The organism is Actinomadura livida (assembly GCF_014648675.1).
GTDB classification, from domain to species: Bacteria; Actinomycetota; Actinomycetes; order Streptosporangiales; family Streptosporangiaceae; genus Spirillospora; species Spirillospora livida.
In genome coordinates this window covers 47,386-71,941 of record NZ_BMRO01000012.1, presented here as the reverse complement: position 1 = coordinate 71,941, position 24,556 = coordinate 47,386, and the positions used below count along the sequence as shown (strand labels likewise).

The window sequence follows — 24,556 nt, the reverse complement described above, 5'->3', positions numbered from 1 at the left end:
CACTGAGGCACCGCGGAAGAGTCAAGCGAGAAGCGGCCGTCCCCGCCTGAGGGGGCGGCCGCTTCAGGTTTCGTGTTGCGGAGGCGGGAACACCTGGATGGCAATCCTCGCCTGACTCGACGCAAGGGAACGCATGTCCGCACCGCGAGCCGTCCGCTGGGTCCTCCCGGCCGCGCTGGTCGTCGTCTGGCTCGCCATCGGCGGCTTCCTGGGACCCTACGCCGGCAAGCTCGGCGAGGTCACCACCAACGAGCAGTCGTCGTTCCTGCCCAGCAGCGCCGAGTCGACGCAGGTGCTCGAACGGCAGGCCGCGTTCGAGTCGGACCAGACGACCCCCGCCATCGTCGTGTGGGAGGCCCGGGACGGCCGGATCACCCCGGACCAGCGGGCGGCGGCCGGGCAGGCGCTGGAGTCGCTCCGCGGCGCGCCGTTCATCCCGGAGGCCCCGTCCCCGGCCATCCCGTCGGAGGACGGCGCGGCGCTCAGCGGCGTCGTGCCGGTCGGGTCGGACGCGGGCGAGGAGATCGGCAGCGTCATCGACCGCGTCCGGGAGGCCGCGGAGCGGGTGCCGGGGACGAGCGTCCAGGTCGGCGGCCCCGCAGCCACCCAGGCGGACTTCTCCGACGCGTTCGCGGGCATCGACACCCTCCTCGTCCTCGTCGCCCTCGGCGTGGTGCTGGTGATCCTGCTGCTGGTGTACCGCAGCGTGCTCCTCCCCTTGCTGATCATCGTCGGCTCGATCCTGGCGCTCGGGTTCGCCAGCGCGGTCGCCTACGCCCTGGCCGACGCCGGCGTCGTCACGGTGGACGGCCAGGTGCAGGGCATCCTGTCGATCCTGGTCATCGGCGCCACCACCGACTACGCCCTGCTGATGTCGGCCCGGTTCCGGGAGGAGCTCTCGCTCGGCTCCGACCGGATGCAGGCCATGCGGACGGCGTGGCGGCGCTCGGCCGGGGCCATCCTCGCCTCCGGCGGGACCGTCGCCGCCGGCCTGCTCGCCCTGCTGCTCAGCGACCTGTCCAACAACCGGGCCCTCGGCCCGGTCGGCGCGCTCGGCATCGGCTGCGCGCTGCTGAGTGCGCTCACCTACCTGCCCGCGGTCCTGGTGATCTTCGGCCGGACGGCGTACTGGCCCGCCCGCCCGCACCCCGAGCGCCCGGACGCCTCCAGGCACGCCGTCTGGGAGCGCATCGCGCGGCTGATCGACCACCACCCGCGCCGCATCTGGGCGGCCTGCCTGATCGTGCTGCTCGCGGGCGCCGCGTTCATGCCGACCCTGCGCACCGACGGGGTGCCGCTGAGCGAGACGTTCGTCGGCGAGGCGTCGTCGGTGACGGCCCAGGAGGCCCTGGACGAGCACTTCCCCGGCGGGTCGGGCAACCCCGCCATCGTGATCACCGACGCGTCGGCGCTGCCCCCGGTGCTCGCCGCGGCGCAGCGGACCGAGGGCGTGTCCGGCGCCCGGCCGCGCACCGGGGAGGGCGGGCAGCCCGTGGTCGTGGACGGCCGCGCCATCGCCGAGGTCACGCTGAGCGGCGCCGCCGACAGCGACGCGGCCCGGCGGACGGTCGACCGGCTGCGCGGCAACCTCCACGGCGTCGCCGGGGCCGACGCGCTCGTCGGCGGCTACACGGCCCAGCAGGTCGACACCCAGGCCGCCGCCCAGCGCGACCGCAAGGTCATCATCCCGGTCGTGCTGGCGATCATCATCGTGATCCTGGTGGCCCTGCTCCGCTCGGTGCTGATGCCGGTGCTGCTGGTCGCCACCGTCGCGCTCAACTACCTGGCGACCCTCGGCGTCGCCGCGCTGGTGTTCCAGCACCTGCTCGGCTTCACCGGCACCGACCCGTCGGTGGCGCTGTACGGGTTCGTCTTCCTCGTCGCGCTCGGCGTCGACTACAACATCTTCCTGATGACCCGCGCGCGAGAGGAGTCGCTGCGCCACGGGGTGCGGCGCGGCGTCCTGGAGGGCCTGACCGCGACCGGCGGGGTCATCACGTCCGCCGGCGTGGTGCTCGCGGCGACCTTCGCGGCCCTGGTGGTCATCCCGCTCTCGTTCCTCGTCCAGATCGCCTTCATCGTGGCGTTCGGGGTCCTGATGGACACGCTCCTCGTGCGCTCCCTGCTGGTCCCGGCCCTGGTCCGCGACGCCGGGCCGGTCGTCTGGTGGCCGGGCCTCCTGTACCGGCGCGGCCGCGACGCGGCCAAGCCCGGGGTGCGGATCCGGGAGACGGTCGGCAGGAGCTGACCTCCCGGGGCCGAGCCGATCTCCCGAGAGTCTCCGCAACCTTGACCGCGGCCTGTTGCGCCGTCCCGGGGCGCCGTGCGACCCTATTACTGACCGAGCGATAAGTAATTGCGCCGCGGAGGGGACGGATGACCACGACTCCGGTGGAGCCGGAACTGGAGGAGCGGCTCCAGGCGGCCTTCGACGCGACGATCGCGCGCCACGACCGCATCGAGCCCCGGGACTGGATGCCGGACGCCTACCGCAGGACGCTCGTGCGGCAGATCGCCCAGCACGCGCACTCCGAGATCATCGGGATGCAGCCCGAGGGCAACTGGATCGGCCGCGCCCCGTCCCTGCGCCGCAAGGCGATCCTGCTGGCCAAGGTCCAGGACGAGGCCGGGCACGGCCTCTACCTGTACTCGGCGTGCGAGACGCTCGGCGTGTCCCGCGCCGAGCTGACCGAGCTGCTGCTGTCCGGCCGGCAGAAGTACTCCTCGATCTTCAACTACCCGACGCTGTCCTACGCCGACGTCGGCACGATCGGCTGGCTCGTCGACGGCGCCGCGATCGTCAACCAGGTGCCGCTCTGCCGCACCTCCTACGGGCCCTACGGCCGCGCGATGATCCGCATCTGCAAGGAGGAGTCGTTCCACCAGCGGCAGGGCTACGAGCTGCTGATGACGATGATGCGCGGCACCGGCGCCCAGCGGGAGATGGTGCAGGAGTCGGTCGACCGGTTCTGGTGGCCGTCGCTGATGATGTTCGGGCCGCCGGACGCCGCGTCCCCCAACAGCGCGCGGTCGATGGCGTGGGGCGTCAAGCGCAACTCCAACGACGAGCTCCGGCAGAAGTTCGTGGACATGACCGTCCCGCAGGCCGAGGCGCTCGGTGTGACGCTGCCCGACCCCGGCCTGCGCTGGAACGAGGAGCGCGGGCACTACGACTTCGGCGAGCCGGACTGGGAGGAGCTCGCCGCGGTCATCGCCGGGAACGGGCCGTGCAACGCGCAGCGGATGGCCCACCGCCGCGCCGCCCACGAGGACGGCGCCTGGGTGCGGGAGGCGGCCACCGCGTTCGCGAACCGCTCGACCGAGGGAGGTGCCGCATGACCGGCGGCAGCCAGGGCGCGGACCGGCGGGAATGGCCGCTCTACGAAGTGTTCGTGCGGGGCAAGCGCGGGCTCAACCACGTCCACGTCGGGTCGCTGCACGCCCCCGACGACACGATGGCCCTGCGGCACGCCCGCGACGTCTACACGCGCCGCAACGAGGGCGTGAGCATCTGGGTCGTGCGCGCCGACGCCATCACCGCGTCGAGCCCGGACGAGAAGGACCCCCTCTTCGCGCCGAGCGGCGACAAGGTCTACCGGCACCCGACGTTCTACGAGATCCCCGGGAACGTCCCGCACATGTGACCGGAGGGCACCGCACATGACCAACGACCCGCACCTGACCCACGACGAGGGCAGCATCTTCGACGGGTTGATCGAAGGCGGGGACGACTCCCGGTGGGCGTTCGGCACCGACTTCGAGGACCCGCTCGCCGGGGTCGACACGACCGTGCCGGACGGCGTCGACCACGCCGGACTCGCCCGGTACTGCCTCATGCTCGGCGACGACGCGCTGATCATGTCGCAGCGGCTGTCGGAGTGGTGCAGCCGCGCGCCCGACCTCGAAGAGGACATCGCGCTGGCGAACATGGCCCTCGACCTCCTCGGCCAGGCGCGCCTGCTGCTGGCGCGGGCCGCCGCCGCCGACCCGGGCGCCGTGCCGCCGCTCCCGGACGGATCGCCCGTCCCCGCCGAGGACGCGCTGGCGTTCTTCCGGGAGGCCGAGCAGTTCCGCAACGTGCGCCTCACAGAGGTGGCGAACGGCGACTTCGCGCACGTCGTCGTCCGGCTGCTCCTGTTCTCGGTGGCCCGGCTCGCGCTGCTCGAACGGCTCCGCGCGAGCAGGGACGCGGTGCTGGCGGCGGTCGCGGCCAAGGGCGTCAAGGAGGTCACCTACCACCGCGACTGGGCGGGCCGCTGGTTCCTCACCCTCGCGCAGGGCACCGAGGAATCGCGCCGCAGGCTCCTCACGGCCCTGGACGAGTTGTGGCCGCTCAAGCCCGAACTCGTCTCCCCGCACCCCCTGGAGCTCTCCCTCGCGGAAGCGGGCGTCGGCGTCGACCCCGCGTCGATGGCCGGCGAGGTGGACGCCGTCCTCGACCAGGTCTTCGCCGTGAGCGGCGTCGACCGCCCGGACCGCCCGGCGCTGGCCGGTGTCGGCGGTCGGACGGGCCGGCACGGCATGCACACCGAGGCGTTCAGCCTGCTCCTCGCCGAGATGCAGGTGGTCGCCCGCGCGCACCCGGAGGGCCGATGGTGACCGTCCCGCACCTACCCGCGAGGGAACGCGCCGCCGAGGCCGCCGCGCAGGTCCGCGACCCGGAGATGCCGATGCTCACCCTCGCCGACCTCGGCGTCCTGCGCGACGTCGCGGTGGAACGCGGGGACGGCGGCGAGGTGGTCGTCGCGTCGATCACCCCCACCTACACCGGCTGCCCGGCCATGGCCACCATGCGCGACGACCTCGTCCACCGGCTGAACGGCGCCGGGTTCCCCCGGGTGGAGGTGCGCGTCGTCCTCTACCCGCCCTGGTCGAGCGACTGGATCTCCGAGCGCGGCCGGGCCGCGCTGCGGGCGGCCGGGCTGTCCCCACCCGGCCCGGCGCGCCGCGCGGACGGGCCGGTCGGCATCAACCTCGGGCCGACGCGCCGCGCCCTCGCCTGCCCCCGCTGCGGCTCCGCGAACACCCGGCTGACCTCGGAGTTCGGCTCCACCGCCTGCAAGGCGCTCTACCGCTGCACCGACTGCCTCGAACCGTTCGAGCACGTCAGGGAGATCTGATGACCACTCCGGCCCCCGCGCGGACCCGGCCGGCCACGGGGTTCCACACACTGACCGTGGCGGCGGTCGAGCATGTGTGCGAGGACGCCGCGGCGATCACGTTCGACGTGCCCGCCGAACTACGCGAGGCGTACGCGTTCGAGGCCGGGCAGTCGCTCACCCTGCGCCGCTTCGTGGACGGGGTGGAGCACCGCCGGTCCTACTCGATCTGCGCCGCCGCCGGGGAGGCGCCGCGCATCGGCGTCCGCGAGATCCCGGACGGCTTCTTCTCGTCCTGGCTCGTCCGCGAGGTCGTGCCGGGGACCCGGATCGAGGTGCAGCCGCCGGCCGGCTCCTGGCGAGCGGACCCGGCGACCGGTGAGCGGCACCTGTGCATCGCCGCGGGGTCGGGCATCACCCCGATGCTGTCGGTCGCGTCCACGGTCCTGACCCACCCCGGCGCCCGGGTCTCGCTCCTGTACGGCAACCGGACGAGCCGGACGGTGATGTTCGCCGAGGAGCTCGGCGACCTGAAGAACCGGTACGGCGCCCGGTTCCAGCTGGTCCACGTCCTGTCCCGCGAGCCGCGCGACGTCGAGCTGTTCTCCGGTCGGCTGGACCGGGACCGCCTGCGCCGCCTGCTCACCGACCTCCTGCCTGCGGAGACGTACGACCACGTCTGGCTCTGCGGGCCGCTGCAGATGATCGAGGACGCGCGGGCGGTGCTCGGTGAGCTCGCCGTCCCGGCGAAGGTGCACGTCGAGCTGTTCTACGTGGACGAGCCCCCGCCCCAGCCGCGGCGGGCCGCGGACGTCCCGGCGGGCGCGACGACGGAGCTGACCATGATCCTGGACGGCCTCCGCACGACGTCGGCCGTCCCCCGCGACACGACCCTCCTCGAGGGCGCCCAGGCGTCGCGCGCCGACCTGCCGTTCGCCTGCAAGGGCGGCGTGTGCGGGACGTGCCGCGCCGTCGTCCGCGAGGGCGAGGTCGACATGCGCCGCAACTACGCGCTGGAGGAGTCCGAGCTGGCCGCCGGTTTCGTCCTCACCTGCCAGACGTTCCCCGCCGCCGACCGGGTCACGATCGACTACGACGCCTGAAACCCGTGCCGGGCCAGGCCGTCGAAGGCCATGGTCGTGATCGCCCCGGCGACGGTCGCGGTGTCGTACGCGCCGTCCGCCCGGTACCACTCGACCAGCGAGTTCACCATGCCGAACAGCAGCCGGCTCACCAGCGCGGGCGGCACGTCGTCGCGCAGCGCGCCCTCCTTGACGGCGTCGGCGACGAGCGCGGCGAGGCGGTCGTCGAGCCAGCGGCGCCGCTCCAGCGCGGCCAGCTCGACCGGGCTGTTCCCGCGGACCCGCAGCAGCAGCGTGACGGACGGCTGGTGCGCCACGAGCACCTCGACACTGCGCCGCACCACCTCGCGCAGCCGCTCGTGCGCGGTCGTCCCGGCACGCTCGCGGGACGCCTCGGCCACGACGGCGGTGAGCTCGTCGAGGGCGTCGTCCAGAGCGAGGCTGAGCAGCTGCTCCTTGCCCGCGACGTGGTGGTAGATCGCCGGCTTCGTCAGCCCCAGCTCCTTGGCCAGGTCGCCCATGCTCGTGGCGTCGTACCCCCGGCGGTTGAACAGCTCCACCGCCGTCCGCAGGATCGTCTCCTGGTCGTATCCGGGACGCCCGCGCCGCCGCCGCGCAGGCGGTCCCCCAGCCCCGGTCGTCGTCACACCCGCAGCATCTCACGGGCACCGGGGCTCCATCCGGCGCGGCTTCGTCGGGCATGGAGTGGTGGGCCGCGCGGAGTGCCCGGTCGTGGTCGTTCCGCATCGCTGAGCCGTAGGGACCTTGGTCCCGATGATCGTGCGCCTATCGGATCTACGGCCCAGGTGGCGGCGGGGATTGACTGAAGGCGAAGCAAAAGGCGATGCGATGGAAGGTGAGAGGCGATGGCACTCTCGGAACACAAGACGTCTGCGGGACGCGGCGCCCGGGTCCGGGTGGTGGCCGCCAAGCCGCTGACCGAGTCGCCCGCGGCGCGGTATGTGTGGGCGGTGGCCCGGCTGGCGCTGGGCTGGATCTTCGCCTGGGCGTTCGTGGACAAGCTGTTCGGGCTGGGCTACGCGACCCCCGCGGACAAGGCGTGGATCGATGGTGCCAGCCCCACCGAGGGGTTCCTGGCCAACGCGCCGCAGGGCCCGTTCGCCGGCCTCTACAACGACCTCGCCGGTGCGGCCTGGGCCGACTGGCTCTTCATGATCGGCCTGGCGGGCATCGGCGCCGCGCTCATCCTGGGCATCGGGATGCGGATCGCCGCCGCCGGCGGCGCGCTCTTGCTGGTCCTGATGTGGACGGCCGTCCTGCCCCCGGAGAACAACCCCTTCATGGACGACCACCTGATCTACGCGATCGTCCTGATCGGGCTCGCGCTGGTCAAGGCCGGCGACACCCTCGGCCTGGGCGAACGGTGGAGCGGCACCCGCCTGGCCCAGCGCTTCCCCATCCTCAAGTGACCTGACCGAACCGCACGCGAAGGGCGTCCACCACGGTGGGCGCCCTTCGGCGTGTTCGGGGGAGCCTCAGCCGAGCGCCAGCACGTGGAGGACCATGCGGGCGGTGCTGCCGCCCTCCTCCTCGGCGATCGCCAGCGCAGTGCCCACGTCGAGGTCGTCGAGCAGGGCGCGTGTCGCCGCCGCCTCCGCCGCCGGGGACGAGGCGCGGCGGCCCGCGCCGGCGCGGAGGGCGTCCAGGCGGGCGACGGCGGCGTCGAGGGCGGCGGGCGTGCAGTCCCAGTCGTCCCGCCAGGGGGCGGTGATCAGCATGAGCCGGACGGCGGTGGCGGGACGGCTCTGCAGCAGCTCGGAGACCAGGACGAGGTTGCCGGTCGACTTGGCCATCTTGGCGCCCTCGCGGCAGACCATGCCGATGTGCAGCCAGGCGCGGGAGAACGGCCGCACGCCGGTCAGCGCCTCGGTGAGCGCGGTCTCGTAGGCGTGGTGGGGGAAACGCAGGTCGGTGCCGCCGGAGTGCAGGTCGAGCGCGGGCCCGAACGTCGCCATGGCCATCGCGGCGCACTCGGCGTGCCAGCCGGGCCGGCCCGGGCCCCACGGGCCGGGCCAGGCGGGCTCCCCGGCGTGCGACGGCCGCCAGACGGCGACGTCGAACGGATGCTCCTTGCCCGGGTTGCCGGGCTCGTCGCCGTACTCGGCCATCAGGTCATGCGCCCGCTCGTCGTCGACCCCCGCGCGGCCGGGGACATCGGCGCCGCGGAAGTAGACCGCCCCGTCCCGGACATAGGCGTGGCCGGACGCGAGGAGCCCCTGGGCGAGCGCGACGACCTCCCGGACGTGGGTGTGCGCCCGAGGCCGGTGGTCCACCGGGTGGACGCCGAGCGCGTCGAGGTCGCGCTCGAAGTAGAACTGCTGGACGGCGGCGAAGCTGTCGTACGGGCTGCCCGCCCGGTGCGCGGCCTGGTTCAGCACGTCGTCGACATCGGTGACGTTGCGGCACACGCGCACCTCACCGCCCGCGTGCCGCAGGACCCGGGCGGCCACGTCGGCCCAGACGAACGTCCGGGCGTGCCCGAGGTGGGTCGCGTCGTACGGGGTGATCCCGCAGACGTACATGCGGGCCGGGCCCACGACCGGCAGCGGACGCCCGCCGATCCGCAGTGTGCGGTCTGGTGCGTTGAGCTCCACTGGATTGTCGTACCCAGGGCGCGGCCGGGGGAAAGGTGCGGCTCAAGGCCGCCCGGGATGGAAGCCCGCCCGCCCCGTGACCTGCACGCCCGCACGGTCGCCCGGCCGGAACGGCGAGTGGCCGGCGACGCGGATGTCGACGGGCGTGTCGACGCCGTCGGCGACGACCGTGACCATGGCGTCGTGCCCGTAGTAGCGGACGTCGGTCACCGTCGCGCCGTGCACGGTCCCGCCGGTGTCGCCGGTCCCGCCGGGTTCGGTGAGCCGCAGCTGCTCGGGCCGCAGTATGACGGTGCCCTCCGGCACGGCCGCGGGCGTGCGCAGCTCAACGCTGCCGAGCGCGGTGGTGGCGGTGCCCGCGGCGGCGTGCGCGGGCAGCAGGACGGCGTCGCCGACGAACCCGGCGACCCAGGGGTCGGCGGGCCGGGTGTAGACCTCGTGCGGGGGACCGCACTGGGCGATCCGCCCGTCCCGGACGACGGCGACGAGGTCGGCGGTGGACAGGGCCTCCTGCTGGTCGTGGGTGACGAGGACGGCGGTGGCGCCGGTGGCGCGCAGCGCCGCGCGGATGTCGGCCCGCACTCCGGCGCGCAGCGCGCTGTCCAGCGCGTTGAACGGCTCGTCGAGCAGGACGAGCGCGGGCTCGGGGGCGAGGGCGCGGGCCAGGGCGACGCGCTGCTGCTGCCCGCCGGACAGCTCGTGCGGCATCCGGTCGCCGTATCCCGCGAGGCCGACCAGGTCGAGCATCGCCGCGGCGCGGCGGCGGCGCGCGGCCCGGTCGGCGACGCCGAAGGCGACGTTGCGGGCCACGCTGAGGTGCGGGAACAGCGCGCCCTCCTGCGGCACGATGCCGATGCGGCGGCGTTCCGGCGGGACGTGCGTCCCGGGCCCGGCGAGAAGGCGGTCCCCGACGGTGACGGTCCCCGCGTCGGCGCGCAGGAAGCCCGCGATGACGCGCAGGAGGGTGGTCTTGCCGCAGCCGGACGGGCCGAGCACGGCGGCCAGCGACCCGGCGGGGACGGTGAGGTCGAGCCCGTCCAGGACGGTGGCGTCCGGGCCGTACGCCTTGGTCAGGCCCTCGATCCGCAGTTCGGTCATGTGCGATGCCTCCCGAGGAGGTACGAGGGGACCGCCGCGAGCAGGATCAGCACGGCGGCGTAGGGCGCGGCGTCGGCGTAGGCCCCGACGCCGGTCTCCGTCCACAGCCGGGTGGCGAGGGTGTCCATGCCCGTGGGACGGAGCAGCAGGGTGGCCGGCAGTTCCTTCATGCAGACCACGAACGTGAGCGCGGCGCCCGCCGCGACGCCTGGTGCGGCGAGCGGCACGGTGATGGTCCGGAGCACGCGCAGCGGGCGGTGCCCGAGCGAGCGGGCGACGTCCTCCAGCACGGGCGGGGACTGCAGGACGGCCGCGCGGGTGGCGGTGACCGCGATCGGCAGGAACAGCACCGCGTAGGCGCAGACCAGCAGCGGCAGTTCCTGGTAGATCGGATGGACGTAGCGGACCGCGAAGAAGACCAGCGCGAGGGCGACGGTGATGCCGGGCAGGGCGTGCCCGGCGTAGGCCGCCTGCTCCAGCAGTTCCGCGGCGCGTCCCCGGTAGCGGGCCGCGACCACGCCGACCGGCAGCGCGAGCGCGGTGGTGAGCAGGGCCCCGGCCGCGGCGGCGCCGAGCGTGGCGCCCGCGGTCTCGGCGAGCCTGGGGAGGTCCCACGTGGAGCGCTGCCCCGTCAGCAGCCAGTAGGCGAGGGTGGCCAGCGGGAAGACGACGGCGGCGGAGACGGCCGCCCCGCACCAGGCCAGCGCGGGCGCCGTCATCCGCCCGAGGGGCACCGGGACGGGCGGACGGGCGGTCCCGGAACCGGTCCTCGCGTGCCGGCGCCGCCCCCGGGTGCGCGTCTCCAGCGCGACGAGTCCCACGGTCATCAGCACGAGGACGACGCTCAGGGCGGCGGCCGGGGTGCGGTCGAAGCTCGCCTGGTAGGAGACGTAGATGCCGCGGGTGAACGTGTCGTACCGCATCAGCGACACCGCGCCGAAGTCGGACAGGACGTAGAGCGCGACCAGCAGCCCGCCTCCGGCGGCCGCCGGGCGCAGGTGCGGGAGGACGACGCGGGCGAACGTGGCGACCGGCCCGAGTCCGAGGGACCTGGCCGCCTCCTCGTGCGCCGGGTCGAGCCCGCGCAGGGCGGCGGCGACCGGCAGGTAGACGTAGGGGTAGCTGACCAGGGTGAGCGCCACGGCCGACCCGGTGAAGCCGGCGAGGCCCGGCACCGCCGACAGCCAGGCGAAGGCCGCGACGTAGCTCGGCACGGCCAGCGGCAGGGTCGCCGCGACCGCCCACGCGCGGACGCCGGGGAGCGCGGTGCGCACGGTCAGCCAGGCCAGCGAGATCCCCAGGATCAGGCAGGCCAGCACCACCGCGAGGGCGAGGGCCAGGCTGCGGCCCATGAGCTGGGCGGTGCCCTCGGTGGTGACGACGCTCCAGGCGAAGCCGGGGCCTCGCTCCAGCGCGCGCACGGCGAGGTAGCCGAGCGGCAGCAGAGCGAGGGCCCCGGCCAGGCACGCCGGCCCCAGCAGGACCCAGGGCGCGCGTCCTCCGGTCATCCGGTCAGACCATCCCGGCTTCCTGCAGCATCGCCAGCGTCTCCTGCAGCGACTCCAGCTTGCCGAGGTCGATCTCCGGGGCCTTGAGCGACTCCAGGGGCGGCAGGTCCGGGACCTTGCTCGTGACCCCGGCGGCCAGCGGGTACTCCTTGGTCTCGTCGCTGAAGTAGGTCTGGGCCTCGGCGGAGAGGAGGAACTCGGCGGCCTTGAGCGCGGCGTCCCGCTGGCCGCTGCCCTTCAGCAGGCCCACGCCCGCCACGTTGACCAGCGCGCCGGGGTCGCCCCCCGGGAGGAAGTGCAGCTTGGCGGTGACGCCGTCCGCGCCCTTCTCCGCGACCTTCTCGTACCAGTAGTAGTGGTTGATGAGCCCGACGGAGACCTCTCCGGAGTCCACGGCGTCCAGCACGGCGTTGTTGTTGTCGTAGGCCTTGACGCCGTTGTCCTTCATGCCCTTGAGCCACTTGCGGGTGGCGTCCTCGCCGTCCAGCACCCGCATGCCGGTGACGAACGCCTGGAAGGACGCGTTGGTCGGCGCGTAGCCGACCTTGCCCTTCCACTCCGGCTTCGTGAGGTCGCGGACCGAGTCGGGCGCCTTGTCGACCTTGTCGGGGTTGTAGGCCAGGACGCGGACCCGCCCGGAGACGCCGACCCAGTCGCCGCCGCTTCCGCGGAACTGCGCGGGCACCTTGCCGAGCACCGGCTCGGGCAGCTTGTCCAGGCGGCCCTCCTTGGCCAGGGCGCCGAGGGCTCCGGCGTCCTGCGAGAAGAACAGGTCGGCCTCCGTCTTGTCGCCCTCCTCGAGGAGTTGGGCCGCCAGTTCGGCGCTGCCGCCGTAGCGGACTTCGACGCCGGTGCCGACGGCCTTCTCCAGCTTGTCCAGCAGCGGCTGGACGAGCTTCTCGTTGCGGCCCGAGTAGACGACGATGCCGGCGTCGTCGGAGCCGGCGTCACCGTCCTCGCCGCCGCAGGCGGTCGCGAGTGGCGTGAGGAGGGCCGCCACGGCGAGGACGGAGGTGAAACGGCGCAGGGGGTTACGCATGACTGCCTCTGAGGTCGCAAAACAGGACGTGACGTAATCAGGTTAGCCTTGCCTAAATTGATCCCGCGAGCGACCCTCGTCCCCGGTCGCATCGGAGGCGCCGCGGCGGGGAAGGCTACGCTGGCGGGTCCGGCGAGTAGCGAGGTGTTCCGATGAGCGGTCCGGTGAGCAGCGTCGACGCCCCGGCGACGCAGGCCGAGGGGAGCCACGCCACCGCGCCGTGCGTGGAGGTGACCGACAGCCGCGAGGCGACGGTCGGGGAGTTCCGGGTACGCCGCGCGCTGCCGCGCCGGGGGCGCCGCACGGTCGGCGCGTGGTGCTTCGCCGACCACATGGGGCCCGCCGACGTCACCGAGGAGAGCGGCCTCGACATCGGCCCGCACCCGCACATCGGCCTGCAGACCGTCACCTGGCTCACCGACGGGCAGGTGCTGCACCGCGACAGCCTCGGCTCGGAGCAGGTGATCAAGCCGGGCCAGCTGAACCTGATGACGTCCGGCGGGGGCGTCTCCCACTCGGAGGAGGCCACCGGCCACTACCGCGGCACCCTGGAAGGGATCCAGCTCTGGGTGGCGCTCCCCGAGGCGACCCGGCACGGCGCCGCCGACTTCGAGCACCATGCCGAGCTTCCGCGCACCGGCCTGGAGGACGGCGTTGCGACGGTGCTGGTCGGCGAGTTCGGCTCCCTCGCCAGCCCCGCTAGGCACGACACCCCGCTGGTGGGCGTCGACCTCGACCTGAGGGCCACCTCGACGGTGCCGCTGCGCACCGACTTCGAGTACGCCGTGGTGGTCCTCGAAGGCGCCGTCGCCATCGACGGCAAGCCCCTGCGGCCCGGGAAGCTGGGCTACCTCGGGGAGGGGCGGGACGAGCTGCGCGTCGAGGTGCGCGAGCCGTCCCGCGCGATCCTGCTCGGCGGCGAGCCGTTCGAGACGCCGATCATGATGTGGTGGAACTTCGTCGGCCGCACCCAGGACGAGATCGACGCCGCCTACGCCTCCTGGTCCGCCCAGGACGACCGGTTCGGACGCGTGCGCAGCTCCCTGCCCCGCATCCCCGTGGGGCCGCCCCCGTGGCGGCAAGCCGATCGCTGACGGCGGTCCGCGGCCTGGTTGGATGGCCCGGTGAGGTGGCGGAAGAAGCGCGAGGACTCCCAGACCCGGGTCAAGCGGCAGGCCCTGCTGGCTCAGCTGTCCGGCCCGGTACGGCAGTTCCTGGCGACGGAGGTGGGCAGCGCCGGGCTGCTGCTCGCGGCCGTCGTGGTGGCCATGGCCTGGGCCAACTCCCCCTGGTCCGAACACTATGAATCGCTCTGGGCGACGGAGGTGTCGCTGACGTTCGGCGGCGCCGGGCTGTCGATGGACCTCGCGCACTGGGTCAGCGACGGCCTGATGGCCCTGTTCTTCTTCGTGATCGGCATGGAGGTCCGCTACGAGCTCAGCGTCGGCGAGCTGACCAGCCGCCGCCGCGTCGCCATCCCGATCGTCGGCGCGGTCGGCGGGATGGTCGTCCCCGCGCTCCTGTACCTGCTGGTCGCGCCCGGGGGAGAGGCCGCGAACGGGTGGGGCATCGTGATCGGCACCGACACGGCGTTCATGCTCGGCGCGCTCGCCGTGGTCGGCCCCAGGTTCGCGACGCAGCTCCGCGTCTTCCTGCTCGCCCTCACGGTCATCGACGACATCGTGGCCGTGACCGTGATCGGCGCGGTCTACTCCGGTGACGTGCACCTGGGGCCGCTGGTCGTCATGCTCGGGCTGTGCGCGGTGCCGGTGCTGCTGAACCGGCTGGACGTGTGGCGCTCGGCCCCCTACGTCCTGGTCGTCGTGGCGCTGTGGGTCGCCACCGTGGAGGCTGGCTTGCACGCGTCCATCGCCGGGATGCTCGGCGGTCTCCTCATCCCCGCGCATCCGCGCGCCCGGGAGGCGGTCGAGCGGGCGGCCCGGCACTTCCGCGCGTTCCGGCAGTCGCCCATGGCCGACCTCGGGATGTCGGCGCGGCTGGGGCTGCAGCGCGCCGTCTCGGTCAACGAGCGGCTGCAGACGGTCCTGCACCCGTGGACGAGCTATGTCGTCGTCCCGGTGTTCGCGCTGGCCAACGCGGGGGTCGACCTGCGCGGCGGCGTCCTCGGCGACGCGCTCGCGTCGCCGGTCACGTGGGCCGTGATCGTCGGCCTCGTCGTCGGCAAGCCCGTCGGCGTCGGGCTGAGCGCCGTCCTCGGCGCGCGGTTCGGCCTCGGGAGCCTGCCCCGGGGGGTCAGCGCCGAGCAGGTGTTCGGCGGCGCCGCCCTGTCCGGGATCGGGTTCACCGTCTCCCTGCTGATCGCCCGGCTGGCCTTCAGCGACCAGGCCCTCCGCGACGAGGCGATCGTCGGGGTGCTGCTGGGGGCGCTGCTCGCGACCGTCCTCGGCTGGGTGGTGTTCCGCGCGGCGATGGTCCTGCGCGGCCAGACGGAGGCGGACCTCCCCCGCATCCTCGACCGGCCGGTGGACCCGGAGTACGACCACATCAAGGGCCCCCGCGACGCGCCGCTCACGCTCGTCGAGTACGCCGACTTCGAATGCCCGTTCTGCGCCCGCTCCACCGGGGTGGCCGCCGAGCTGTGCGCCCGCTTCGGCGACGACCTGCGGTACGTCTTCCGCCACCTGCCGCTCCCGGACGTGCACCCGCACGCCGAGTTCGCGTCCCGCGCGGCCGTCGCCGCCGACGCGCAGGGGCGCTTCTGGGAGATGCACGACCTGCTCTTCGAGCATCAGGGCGAACTGGAGTACGAGGACGTCGCCGGCTACGCCGCCGATATCGGGCTCGACATCGAGAAGTTCCTGCGCGACGTCGACGAGGAGAGCACGGCCGCCCGGGTGCGGGCGGACGTGGCCAGCGCCGAGGCGAGCGGCGCGAGCGGAACGCCGACCTTCTTCATCGGCGGGCGGCGCCACACCGGCGCCTACGACGCGGAGACGCTCGCGCGCGAGCTGCAGCGCTCGGCCGGCCCCGGCGCGCAACTGTCCACCGCGCGGGAGGACCAGCCCGGAGGATCGACGCCCGGGTAGCGGGGCCCGCGCCCGGCGAGCCGCGGCGTGAAAGGTTTTCACGCCGAAATGACTCGGAGTGCGGCGCGGTCTAACATCCGTTGCGGGAGCGCTCCCATCCGGCCATACCCCCGCAACCGGAATGGAGACCTCGCAGATGCACAACCGAATACGCCGTGCCGTGACGATCCTGTTCGCGGCGATCCTCCTGCCGCTCCTGTGGGTCGACACGGCCGCCGCCCACGGCTCGGTGATCGACCCCGCGTCCCGCAACTACGGGTGCTGGGACCGCTGGGGCAGCGACCACCTCAACCCCGCCATGCAGCAGCAGGACCCGATGTGCTGGCAGGCGTGGCAGGACAACCCCAACGCCATGTGGAACTGGAACGGGCTCTACCAGAACAACGTCGGCGGCGACCACCGCGCCGCGGTGCCCGACGGCCAGTTGTGCAGCGGCGGCCACGCCGAGGGCGGACGCTACAGGTCCCTGGACGCCGTGGGCCCGTGGAAGACGACCGACATCGGCGGCAACTTCACCATCAACCTCTACGACCAGGCCAGCCACGGCGCGGACTACTTCCGCGTCTACGTCACCCGGCAGGGCTACGACGGCCTGAACCAGCCGTTGCGCTGGAGCGACCTGGAACTGGTCCGCGAGACCGGCAGGTACGGTCCGAGCAACAACTACGTCATCGGCAACGTCAGCGCACCCGGTCGCAGCGGCCGCCACGTGGTCTTCACCATCTGGCAGGCGTCGCACATGGACCAGGTGTACTACATCTGCTCTGACGTGAACTTCCGCTAGTCCCCCCGCCTCCCGATCCCGTCCCGCCGGATGCCGCACGGCATCCGGCGGGACGTCCCATTTGCGGGTGCACCAGGGCCTTTACGGGGAACGGCGGCGGATGCGATGATCATCCCGGCCGATGGCGATCGCTCGCAAAACGACACAAACTTGATGGCTTCCCATTCTTGACTGACTCCAGATACTGAGCCAGTCTGTCCGACGTGGCGACACCGTCGGACTACCAGCGACTGCTCCGCGGGGCCGCGCTGCGCGTGACCGGGCCCCGCGTCGCGGTGCTGAGCGCGGTCCACGCGCATCCGCACGCCGACACCGACGGGATCATCGGTGCCGTGCGCCGGGACCTGCCCAAGGTGTCCCACCAGGCCGTCTACGACTCGCTGCGGACGCTGACCGCGGCGGGTCTGGTGCGGCGCATCCAGCCGTCCGGCTCCGTGGCGCGCTACGAGGCGCGGGTCGGCGACAACCACCACCACGTCGTGTGCCGGTCGTGCGGCGCCATCGCCGACGTCGACTGCGCCGTCGGCGAGACGCCCTGCCTGACCGCCTCGGACGGCCGAGGCTTCTCGATCGACGAAGCCGAGGTCATCTACTGGGGCCTGTGCCCCGACTGTTCCACCGGCCAGAACTTCTGAACCATCTCTCGCACAGCCCTTGGAAGGATCCCATGTCGGAGAAGCAAGAGTCGATCGTCAACGACGCGAACGCACAGGGTGAAGGCGGCTGTCCGGTCGTCCACCAGCGCGCTCCCCACCCGACCCAGAGCGGCGGCAACCACGGCTGGTGGCCGAACCGGCTCAACCTGAAGCTGCTCGCGAAGAACCCCGACGTCGCGAACCCCCTCGGCGGGGACTTCGACTACGCCGCGGCGTTCCAGGGCCTGGACCTCGCCGCCGTGAAGCGGGACATCGCCGGGATCCTCACGGACTCGAAGGACTGGTGGCCCGCCGACTTCGGCCACTACGGCCCGTTCATGGTCCGGATGGCGTGGCACAGCGCGGGCACCTACCGCGTCAGCGACGGGCGCGGCGGCGCCGGGTCCGGCCAGCAGCGCTTCGCGCCGCTCAACAGCTGGCCCGACAACGGCGGCCTCGACAAGGCCCGCCGCCTGCTGTGGCCGGTCAAGAAGAAGTACGGCCAGGCGATCTCCTGGGCCGACCTGTTCATCCTGGCCGGCAACGTCGCCCTGGAGTCGATGGGCTTCAAGACGTTCGGCTTCGCCGGCGGGCGCGAGGACGTCTTCGAGCCGGAGGAGGACGTCTACTGGGGCCCCGAGAGCGCCTGGCTCGACGACCAGCGCTACAGCGGCGACCGGGACCTCGAGAACCCGCTGGGCGCCGTGCAGATGGGGCTCATCTACGTCAACCCGGAGGGCCCGAACGGCAACCCGGACCCGGTCGCCGCGGCCCGCGACATCCGCGAGACGTTCCGCCGCATGGCGATGAACGACGAGGAGACCGTCGCCCTCATCGCCGGCGGCCACACGTTCGGCAAGACGCACGGCGCGGGCCCGGCCGACCACGTCGGCCCCGAGCCCGAGGCCGCCCCGCTGGAGCAGATGGGCCTCGGCTGGAAGAGCACCTTCGGCACCGGCAAGGGCGGCGACGCGATCGTCAGCGGCCTCGAGGGCATCTGGACCGACACCCCCACCCAGTGGGACAACAGCTTCTTCGAGATCCTCTTCGGCTACGAGTGGGAGCTGTTCAAGAGCCCTGCGGGCGCGTGGCAGTGGCGGCCGAAGGACGGCGCCGGGACCGACACCGTCCCCGACGCCCACGACCCGTCCAAGCGCACCCACCCGACGATGCTCACGACCGACCTGTCGCTCCGCTTCGACCCGGTCTACGAGCCGATCTCGCGGCGCTTCAAGGACAACCCCGCCGAGTTCGCGGACGCCTTCGCCCGCGCGTGGTTCAAGCTGACCCACCGCGACATGGGGCCGATCGCCCGCTACCTCGGACCCGAGGTCCCGAGCGAGACGCTGGTCTGGCAGGACCCGATCCCCGAGCGGACCTACGAGCTCATCGACGCCGGCGACATCGCCGCGCTGAAGGCGAAGCTCCTCGACTCGGGGCTGTCGGTCTCCCAGCTCGTGTCCACCGCGTGGGCGTCGGCCGCGTCCTACCGCGGGTCCGACATGCGCGGCGGCGCCAACGGCGCCCGCATCCGGCTCGAGCCGCAGAACGGCTGGGAGGTCAACCAGCCCGACGAGCTGGCGCGGGTGCTGCGCGTGCTGGAGGGCGTCCAGGAGTCCTTCAACGCGGCGCAGACCGGCGGCAAGCAGGTCTCGCTCGCCGACGTGATCGTCCTCGGCGGGTGCGCCGCCGTGGAGAAGGCCGCCCAGGACGCGGGCCTCGACATCGAGGTCCCCTTCACCCCGGGCCGGACGGACGCGTCGCAGGAGCAGACCGACGTGGAGTCCTTCGCCGAGATGGAGCCGACCTCGGACGGGTTCCGCAACTACCTCGGGAAGGCCAACCCGCTGCCGGCCGAGTACTCGCTGATCGACCGGGCGAACCTGCTCACGCTCAGCGCGCCGGAGATGACGGTCCTCGTCGGCGGGCTGCGCGCCCTCGGCGCGAACCACGGCCGGGCGGAGGGGCTCGGCGTCCTCACCGACCGGCCCGGGACGCTGACCAACGACTTCTTCGTCAACCTGCTCGACATGGGCACGACGTGGAAGCCGACCACGGAGGAGGCGGAGGTCTTCGAGGGCCGCGACGACTCCGGCGCGGTCCGCTGGACCGGCAGCCGCGTCGACCTCGTGTTCGGCTCGAACTCCGAGCTGCGCGCCATCGCGGAGGTCTACGCGGCCGACGACGCGCGGGAGAAGTTCGCGCGCGACTTCGTCGCCGCGTGGGACAAGGTGATGAACCTCGACCGGTTCGACATCGCCTGAGGACGGCGCCTGAACGGGTCCGTCAACCGTGAGTGAGAGTCCAGGCCGGCCCATCGGGCCGGCCTGGTCCGTTTCGGCGGCCGCTCAGGGGCGGCTCAGGGGCGGCACTCGGGGCACAGGCCCCAGAAGGTGACGTCGGCCTCGTCGACCAGGTAGCCGGCCTCGTCGACGGGGTCCAGGCAGGGCGGGTGGCCCACGACGCAGTCGACGTCCTTGACCGCCCCGCAGTTGCGGCACACCAGGTGGTGGTGGTTGTCGCCCACGCGTCCCTCGAACCGGGCGGCGCTGTCGCCGGGCTGGATGCGGCGCACGAGCCCCGCGGCGGTGAGCGCGTGGAGCGCCTCGTAGACGGCCTGGAGCGAGATGTGGCCCACGCGATCGCGCACCCCGGAGGCGATCGCCTCCACGCCGAGGTGGTCGCCGTCCCGGACCGTCTCGAGCAGCGCGACGCGGGCGGCCGTCACCCGGAGGCCGGCCCCGCGGAGCTCCCCGGCCGTCGTCGTGGTCTGGGATGCGGTCATTTCGCCGGACCTGCCTTCGTGAAGGATTTAAGACAACGAGCAACCCAAGTCTAGTCGGATGTGGTATGAGTCCGGCCTTGGGCACCGGTGAGACATACCGGAGTCGTTTCGAAAGTTTCGGAATCTTCACTCGCGACTTGATCGTACTCTGCCGCCCGCTGTGGACACCATTGAACTGGACTCTCTGGACATTGCTCTTGACCAGCTCGAATGTCCTCGCAATCGGGAGAATCTTCTCGAAATTTTTCGAAAACCGTTGACACGCCATCGCGTGCGGCCAACACTGCTGGCATCGACAGACCCGCTGTCGATCCGGGTCACCTCCCGGAGACCGCCCCCGCCCCTCCACCACCCCACCCCCCCCCGCCGCGCAGGACCGCGCCGACCGTGCCGACGCCGCGGTGCGCCTCTCCCGGACCACCGGCGTCCCGCCGGTCGTGCCGTCCTGCCCGGCGAACCCCCGCCCGCGTTCCCGAGGAGGAAGAACGCATGAACACACTGGCGAAAGCCCCCATTCGCCGCACGAGACGCCGGCGCGGCCGCGGCCGCCTCCGGTCCCTCTTCGCCGTCGCGTCCGCCGCCGTGCTGGTCGCGGCGCTGCCCGGCGTCGCGAGCGCGGCCGTGACCACCAACCAGACCGGCAACCACGGCGGCTACTTCTACTCGTTCTGGACCGACAGCCAGGGCACGGTCTCCATGGAGCTGGGGTCCGGCGGGAACTACAGCACCTCCTGGCGCAACACCGGGAACTTCGTCGCCGGGAAGGGCTGGGCCACCGGCGGGCGCAGGTCCGTGAGCTACTCGGGCAGCTTCAACCCGTCCGGCAACTCGTACCTGACCCTCTACGGATGGACGCGCAACCCGCTCGTCGAGTACTACGTCGTCGAGAACTGGGGCACCTACCGGCCGACCGGCGACTACATGGGCACCGTCACCAGCGACGGCGGGACGTACGACATCTACCGGACGATGCGCTACAACCAGCCGTCCATCGAGGGCACCGCGACGTTCCCGCAGTTCTGGAGCGTCCGGCAGTCGCGGCGGACGGGCGGCACCATCACCGCCGGCAACCACTTCGACGCCTGGTCCCGGGCCGGGATGAACCTCGGCAACCACGACTACCAGATCATGGCGACCGAGGGCTACCAGAGCAGCGGCAGCTCCAACATCACGATCGGCGGCTCCGGCGGCGATCCCGGCGACCCCGGCGACCCAGGGGACCCGGGCAACCCCGGCGGCTGCACCGCGACCCTGTCCGCCGGGCAGCAGTGGAGCGACCGGTACAACCTCAACGTCTCGGTGTCCGGCTCCAGCAACTGGACCGTGACGATGAACGTGCCGTCCCCGGCCAGCATCCTCGCGACCTGGAACATCAGCGCCAACTGGCCCAGCTCCCAGGTGCTGACCGCCCGGCCCAACGGCAACGGCAACAACTGGGGCGTCACCATCCAGCACAACGGCAACTACAACTGGCCGACGGTCTCCTGTAGCGCGAACTGACCCCGGCCCACCCGGACCCGCCCCCTGTGGCGCGGCGGCACACGTGCCGCCGCGCCACGCCGCGTGTCAGGGCGCCGCGTGTCAGGGCGGCGCCTGTCAGGGTGGAGAGCCGCCGCCCGTGCCGCGCAGGTCACCCGGCCGGGACGGGGTTCCGGCCGGGCTCACCACCTGTAGTCGAGGAACTTGCCGTCGAAGGTGACGACGACGCGGTCCCCCTCGGGGTCGGGGACGCGGGAGAAGCCGACGCGGAAGTTGATGGCGCTCATGATCCCGTCACCGAACTCCTCGTGGATGAGTTCCTTGAGCGCGGGCCCGTAGACGGCCAGCGCCTCGGTGAAACGGTAGATCGTGGGGTCGGCCGCCAGCGCCGGGTCGGGGCCGCGAGCGGGCTGCCGCTGCAGACTCTCGGCGACCGATTCGTCGAGCGTGAGGAGGCGGCAGGCCCGCTCGGCCTGCTCCGCCGTCATCGGGTGCTGGCCGAGTAGCGCTGCGGTCGTCCACACGAGCGGGGCGCCGACCTCCTCGGCGATCTCGGACCAGGACAGGCCGAGCCGCGTCCGGGCGGCGACCACCAGGTCGGCGGCCTCGGACCTGCTCATGATCGGGTTCATGTCGGGCTCCCTGCGATCGGTGGGACGACCAGGCTCCCGCCCGGTGAAACAGGAAGCCATCCGCAGCAGATCGCCGACACGAACTTTTAACGTACGACGCCGCCTGATTTCGGGTGCGATGCCGGTACGTTACATCCGCATGGCGACGGAATACCGGACAGTCCGCCGCCGAGTGAGTACCAGGTCACAAAACACACCCTCCTTCGTCACAGACGGGAAATCCGCGCTGACCAGACTCGGCTGGCGATGCGGGGCCGCCCTCCCGCGGCCCTCAGCCGCCTGAACGAAGGAGATGTCATGTCCTACCTGAGTCCAGCCGAATTCTCCAAGAAGATGGTGGACGCCGGTGAGGCCAAAGTCTTCATGTCCACCCGGGATACCGTGATCCGGGCATTCATGGCCGGTGCCATTCTCGCGCTGGCCGCCGCGTTCGCGATCACCGTCAGCGTGCAGACCGGGGAGCCGCTCGTCGGGGCCCTGCTCTTCCCGGTGGGCTTCTGCATGCTGTACCTGCTGGGGTTCGACCTGCTGACCGGTGTGTTCACGCTGGTGCCCCTCGCGCTGATCGACAGGCGCCCGGGGGTCACGGTGCGTTCGGTCCTGCGCAACTGGGGGCTGGTCTTCGTCGGCAACTTCGCCGGCGCCCTCACCGTCGCGCTGCTGATGGCGGTGATCTTCACCTTCGGGTTCTCCACGGACCCGGACGAGGTCGGCCGGACCATCGGCACGATCGGCGAGGGGCGGACGGTCGGCTACGCCGAGCACGGCGCCGCCGGGATGCTGACCCTCTTCATCCGCGGCGTGCTGTGCAACTGGATGGTCTCCACCGGTGTCGTCGCCGCGATGATGTCGACGTCGGTCTCGGGCAAGGTGATCGCCATGTGGATGCCGATCCTGGTCTTCTTCTACATGGGGTTCGAGCACTCGATCGTGAACATGTTCCTGTTCCCGTCCGGCCTGATGCTCGGCGGGGACTTCTCCGTCGCGGACTACCTCCTGTGGAACGAGATCCCCACCGTGGTCGGCAACCTCGTCGGGGGCCTGACGTTCGTGGGCCTCACGCTCTACGCGACCCACGCCCGCACCGGTGCGGTCCGGCGCCGCCCCGAGGAGCCGCTGGAGCAGGGGGAGCAGGGGGAGCAGGAGGCCGACCCGGTGGCCGACCTCGTCAGGTGACACCCGGGGCACCGCCCCCCGGGGACTCATCCCCGGGGGCGGGCGATGAGTTCCCGGGGTGGCCGGGGTCTAATACGGCATGCCCCTTGAACCGACAGCCACCGAAATGAAGCAGGCCCCCGAGGCCCGGCGGACGCCCCCCGTGATCCGCCTCCTGGTGATCGCCACCTTCGTGGTCATCCTCAACGAGACGATCATGATCAACGCGATCCCGCGGCTGATGACGGACCTGCAGATCACCGAGCAGGCCGCGCAGTGGCTCTCCACCGCCTTCATGCTGACGATGGCCGCGGTGATCCCGGTGACCGGCTGGTTCCTGCAGCGCGTCACCACCCGCCGCGCCTACGCGCTCGCCATGGGCGTCTTCCTCGGCGGCACCGCGCTGGCCATCGTCGCGCCCGTCTTCGAGGTGCTGCTGGTCGCGCGGATCGTCCAGGCGACCGGCACGGCGGTGATGATGCCGCTGCTGATGACGACCCTGATGACGGTCGTGCCCCCGCGGGAGCGCGGGCGCGTGATGGGCAACGTGACGCTGGCGATGTCGGTCGCCCCGGCGATGGGCCCGGCGGTGTCGGGCGTGCTCCTGCAGCTCGGCTCGTGGCGGTTGCTGTTCGCGGCCGTGCTGCCCATCGCGGGCGTGGTCACCTGGCGCGGCCTGGCCCGGCTGGAGAACGTCGGGGAGCCCGGTACGGGCACCATCGACTGGTTCAGCGTCGTCGCCGCGGCGGCCGGGTTCGGCTCGCTGGTCTACGGGCTGAGCCGGTTCGGCGAGTCCGGCGGACCGGTGATCGTCGCGGTCGGTGCGGTCCTGATCGCGGTGTTCGTGCTCCGCCAGCTCCGGCTGCAGCGCCGCGACGCCCCGCTGCTGGACCTGCGCGTCCTCCGCCACCCCACCTACACCCTGGCGCTGCTGCTGATGTCGCTCGGGTTCATGACGATGCTCGGCGCGATGATCCTGCTGCCGCTCTACCTGCAGAACCTGCGCGGCCTGTCGCCGCTGGAGACCGGGCTGCTGGTGATGCCCGGCGGCCTCGCGATGGGGCTGCTCGGCCCGGCCGTGGGCCGGCTGTTCGACCGCTTCGGCGGCCGGGTGCTGATCGTGCCCGGGTCGGCGGGCATCGTCCTCGCCCTGGCCGGCTTCACCCAGGTCTCGATGACGATGCCGTACTGGCAGCTGCTCGGCCTGCACGCGCTCCTCATGATCGCGCTGGCCGCGACGTTCACGCCGGTCTTCACGCTCGGCCTCGGGGCCCTTCCGGCGTCGCTGTACTCGCACGGCAGCTCGATGCTCGGCACCCTCCAGCAGGTCGCCGCGGCCTTCGGCACCGCGCTCGTGGTCACCGTGATGGCGGCCCGGACCGACACCCGGCTCGCCGCCGGCGCCACCGAGGCCGTCGCGCAGCTCGACGGGATGCGGCTGGCGTTCTTCGTCAGCGCCGCGCTGTCCGTGGCGACGGTCGCGCTCGCCTTCGTGCTGCCGAAGCGCCTGCCCGCCATGGACGAGCCCGCCGGCGAGCCGGAGGAGGCCGGAGCGGCTCTCGAACCGGTGACCTGACGGGGAACCGGATGCCGGGCGG

Annotated in this window: 22 protein-coding genes; 15 read left to right on the top strand and 7 right to left on the bottom strand. The window is 72.5% G+C overall.

All coding sequences use genetic code 11. From position 1 onward, the window contains the following. Positions 1–133 precede the first annotated feature (133 nt). The 6 genes from IEZ03_RS26735 to paaE all read left to right on the top strand — a co-directional run bounded on the left by IEZ03_RS26735 (position 134) and on the right by paaE (position 6,202). Positions 134–2,248 (top strand): MMPL family transporter, encoded by a 2,115-nt coding sequence (locus IEZ03_RS26735; RefSeq protein ID WP_184879994.1) that lies wholly within the window; start codon positions 134–136, stop codon positions 2,246–2,248. A 128-nt stretch (positions 2,249–2,376) separates the two neighbouring features. Continuing rightward, positions 2,377–3,339 carry a 1,2-phenylacetyl-CoA epoxidase subunit PaaA gene (gene paaA, locus IEZ03_RS26730; RefSeq protein ID WP_184879996.1) on the top strand — a complete coding sequence of 321 codons (963 nt, stop codon included), beginning with the start codon at positions 2,377–2,379 and terminating at the stop codon, positions 3,337–3,339. After that, positions 3,336–3,644, top strand: a complete 309-nt coding sequence (gene paaB / locus IEZ03_RS26725; protein ID WP_132046850.1) for a 1,2-phenylacetyl-CoA epoxidase subunit PaaB — start codon at positions 3,336–3,338, stop codon at positions 3,642–3,644. The genes paaA and paaB overlap by 4 nt, the downstream gene beginning before the upstream one ends. Before the next feature lie 16 nt (positions 3,645–3,660). Further along, positions 3,661–4,599: a 1,2-phenylacetyl-CoA epoxidase subunit PaaC gene (gene paaC, locus IEZ03_RS26720; protein ID WP_184879998.1), complete on the top strand. Its 939-nt coding sequence runs from the start codon at positions 3,661–3,663 to the stop codon at positions 4,597–4,599. Further along, entirely contained in the window at positions 4,593–5,120 is a 528-nt protein-coding gene (paaD, locus tag IEZ03_RS26715) for a 1,2-phenylacetyl-CoA epoxidase subunit PaaD (protein ID WP_184880000.1), read from the top strand. The genes paaC and paaD overlap by 7 nt, the downstream gene beginning before the upstream one ends. Further along, positions 5,120–6,202: a 1,2-phenylacetyl-CoA epoxidase subunit PaaE gene (paaE, locus tag IEZ03_RS26710; protein WP_184880002.1), complete on the top strand. Its 1,083-nt coding sequence runs from the start codon at positions 5,120–5,122 to the stop codon at positions 6,200–6,202. Before paaD ends, paaE begins: the two co-directional genes overlap by 1 nt. On the opposite strand, the gene IEZ03_RS26705 is transcribed toward paaE, so the two are convergent. After that, positions 6,190–6,828, bottom strand: a complete 639-nt coding sequence (locus IEZ03_RS26705) for a TetR/AcrR family transcriptional regulator (RefSeq protein WP_184880004.1) — start codon at positions 6,826–6,828, stop codon at positions 6,190–6,192. The genes paaE and IEZ03_RS26705 overlap by 13 nt on opposite strands. Before the next feature lie 219 nt (positions 6,829–7,047). Between IEZ03_RS26705 and IEZ03_RS26700 the strand changes: the two genes are divergently transcribed. Further along, positions 7,048–7,611, top strand: coding sequence for a DoxX family membrane protein (locus tag IEZ03_RS26700; RefSeq protein WP_184880006.1), 564 nt, complete (start codon positions 7,048–7,050; stop codon positions 7,609–7,611). Positions 7,612–7,677: 66 nt separating this feature from the next. Here IEZ03_RS26700 and IEZ03_RS26695 read toward each other — a convergent pair whose 3' ends face one another. The 4 genes from IEZ03_RS26695 to IEZ03_RS26680 are packed head-to-tail and all read right to left on the bottom strand — an operon-like array spanning position 7,678 to position 12,441. Further along, positions 7,678–8,796, bottom strand: a complete 1,119-nt coding sequence (locus IEZ03_RS26695; protein ID WP_229808600.1) for a class I tRNA ligase family protein — start codon at positions 8,794–8,796, stop codon at positions 7,678–7,680. A gap of 42 nt (positions 8,797–8,838) precedes the next feature. After that, positions 8,839–9,894, bottom strand: a complete 1,056-nt coding sequence (locus IEZ03_RS26690; protein ID WP_184880008.1) for an ABC transporter ATP-binding protein — start codon at positions 9,892–9,894, stop codon at positions 8,839–8,841. Next, positions 9,891–11,402 (bottom strand): ABC transporter permease, encoded by a 1,512-nt coding sequence (locus tag IEZ03_RS26685; protein WP_184880010.1) that lies wholly within the window; start codon positions 11,400–11,402, stop codon positions 9,891–9,893. The genes IEZ03_RS26690 and IEZ03_RS26685 overlap by 4 nt, the downstream gene beginning before the upstream one ends. Before the next feature lie 4 nt (positions 11,403–11,406). Further along, on the bottom strand, positions 11,407–12,441 hold the full coding sequence (locus IEZ03_RS26680; protein ID WP_184880012.1) for an iron ABC transporter substrate-binding protein: 1,035 nt from the start codon (positions 12,439–12,441) through the stop codon (positions 11,407–11,409). Between the two features lie 152 nt (positions 12,442–12,593). Between IEZ03_RS26680 and IEZ03_RS26675 the strand changes: the two genes are divergently transcribed. The 5 genes from IEZ03_RS26675 (at position 12,594) to katG (ending at position 19,171) form a co-directional block, all read left to right on the top strand. Next, positions 12,594–13,535 carry a pirin family protein gene (locus IEZ03_RS26675; RefSeq protein ID WP_184880014.1) on the top strand — a complete coding sequence of 314 codons (942 nt, stop codon included), beginning with the start codon at positions 12,594–12,596 and terminating at the stop codon, positions 13,533–13,535. A 30-nt stretch (positions 13,536–13,565) separates the two neighbouring features. Continuing rightward, positions 13,566–15,488 (top strand): Na+/H+ antiporter NhaA, encoded by a 1,923-nt coding sequence (nhaA, locus tag IEZ03_RS26670; RefSeq protein WP_221480546.1) that lies wholly within the window; start codon positions 13,566–13,568, stop codon positions 15,486–15,488. 136 nt (positions 15,489–15,624) lie between these two features. Beyond that, a complete protein-coding gene (locus IEZ03_RS26665; protein WP_229808599.1) occupies positions 15,625–16,272 on the top strand; it encodes a lytic polysaccharide monooxygenase auxiliary activity family 9 protein in 648 nt (215 codons plus the stop codon). Between the two features lie 203 nt (positions 16,273–16,475). Then, positions 16,476–16,907 carry a Fur family transcriptional regulator gene (locus IEZ03_RS26660; RefSeq protein ID WP_184880020.1) on the top strand — a complete coding sequence of 144 codons (432 nt, stop codon included), beginning with the start codon at positions 16,476–16,478 and terminating at the stop codon, positions 16,905–16,907. A gap of 32 nt (positions 16,908–16,939) precedes the next feature. Next, positions 16,940–19,171: a catalase/peroxidase HPI gene (katG, locus tag IEZ03_RS26655; protein ID WP_184880022.1), complete on the top strand. Its 2,232-nt coding sequence runs from the start codon at positions 16,940–16,942 to the stop codon at positions 19,169–19,171. 95 nt (positions 19,172–19,266) lie between these two features. Here the strand turns inward: katG and IEZ03_RS26650 are convergent, their stop codons facing one another. After that, the gene (locus tag IEZ03_RS26650) at positions 19,267–19,692 is read right to left on the bottom strand and encodes a Fur family transcriptional regulator (protein WP_184880024.1); all 426 of its coding nucleotides are present in this window, start codon (positions 19,690–19,692) and stop codon (positions 19,267–19,269) included. A 489-nt stretch (positions 19,693–20,181) separates the two neighbouring features. Between IEZ03_RS26650 and xynA the strand changes: the two genes are divergently transcribed. Then, positions 20,182–21,192 carry an endo-1,4-beta-xylanase XynA gene (xynA, locus tag IEZ03_RS26645; protein ID WP_184880026.1) on the top strand — a complete coding sequence of 337 codons (1,011 nt, stop codon included), beginning with the start codon at positions 20,182–20,184 and terminating at the stop codon, positions 21,190–21,192. Between the two features lie 161 nt (positions 21,193–21,353). On the opposite strand, the gene cynS is transcribed toward xynA, so the two are convergent. Then, positions 21,354–21,803 carry a cyanase gene (cynS, locus tag IEZ03_RS26640; RefSeq protein WP_184880028.1) on the bottom strand — a complete coding sequence of 150 codons (450 nt, stop codon included), beginning with the start codon at positions 21,801–21,803 and terminating at the stop codon, positions 21,354–21,356. A 297-nt stretch (positions 21,804–22,100) separates the two neighbouring features. On the opposite strand from cynS, the gene IEZ03_RS26635 reads away from it, so the two are divergent. Both IEZ03_RS26635 and IEZ03_RS26630 read left to right on the top strand, forming a co-directional pair. Next, positions 22,101–22,979: a formate/nitrite transporter family protein gene (locus tag IEZ03_RS26635; protein WP_184880030.1), complete on the top strand. Its 879-nt coding sequence runs from the start codon at positions 22,101–22,103 to the stop codon at positions 22,977–22,979. A gap of 106 nt (positions 22,980–23,085) precedes the next feature. Further along, positions 23,086–24,534 (top strand): MDR family MFS transporter, encoded by a 1,449-nt coding sequence (locus tag IEZ03_RS26630; protein ID WP_184880032.1) that lies wholly within the window; start codon positions 23,086–23,088, stop codon positions 24,532–24,534. Positions 24,535–24,556: the final 22 nt, after the last annotated feature.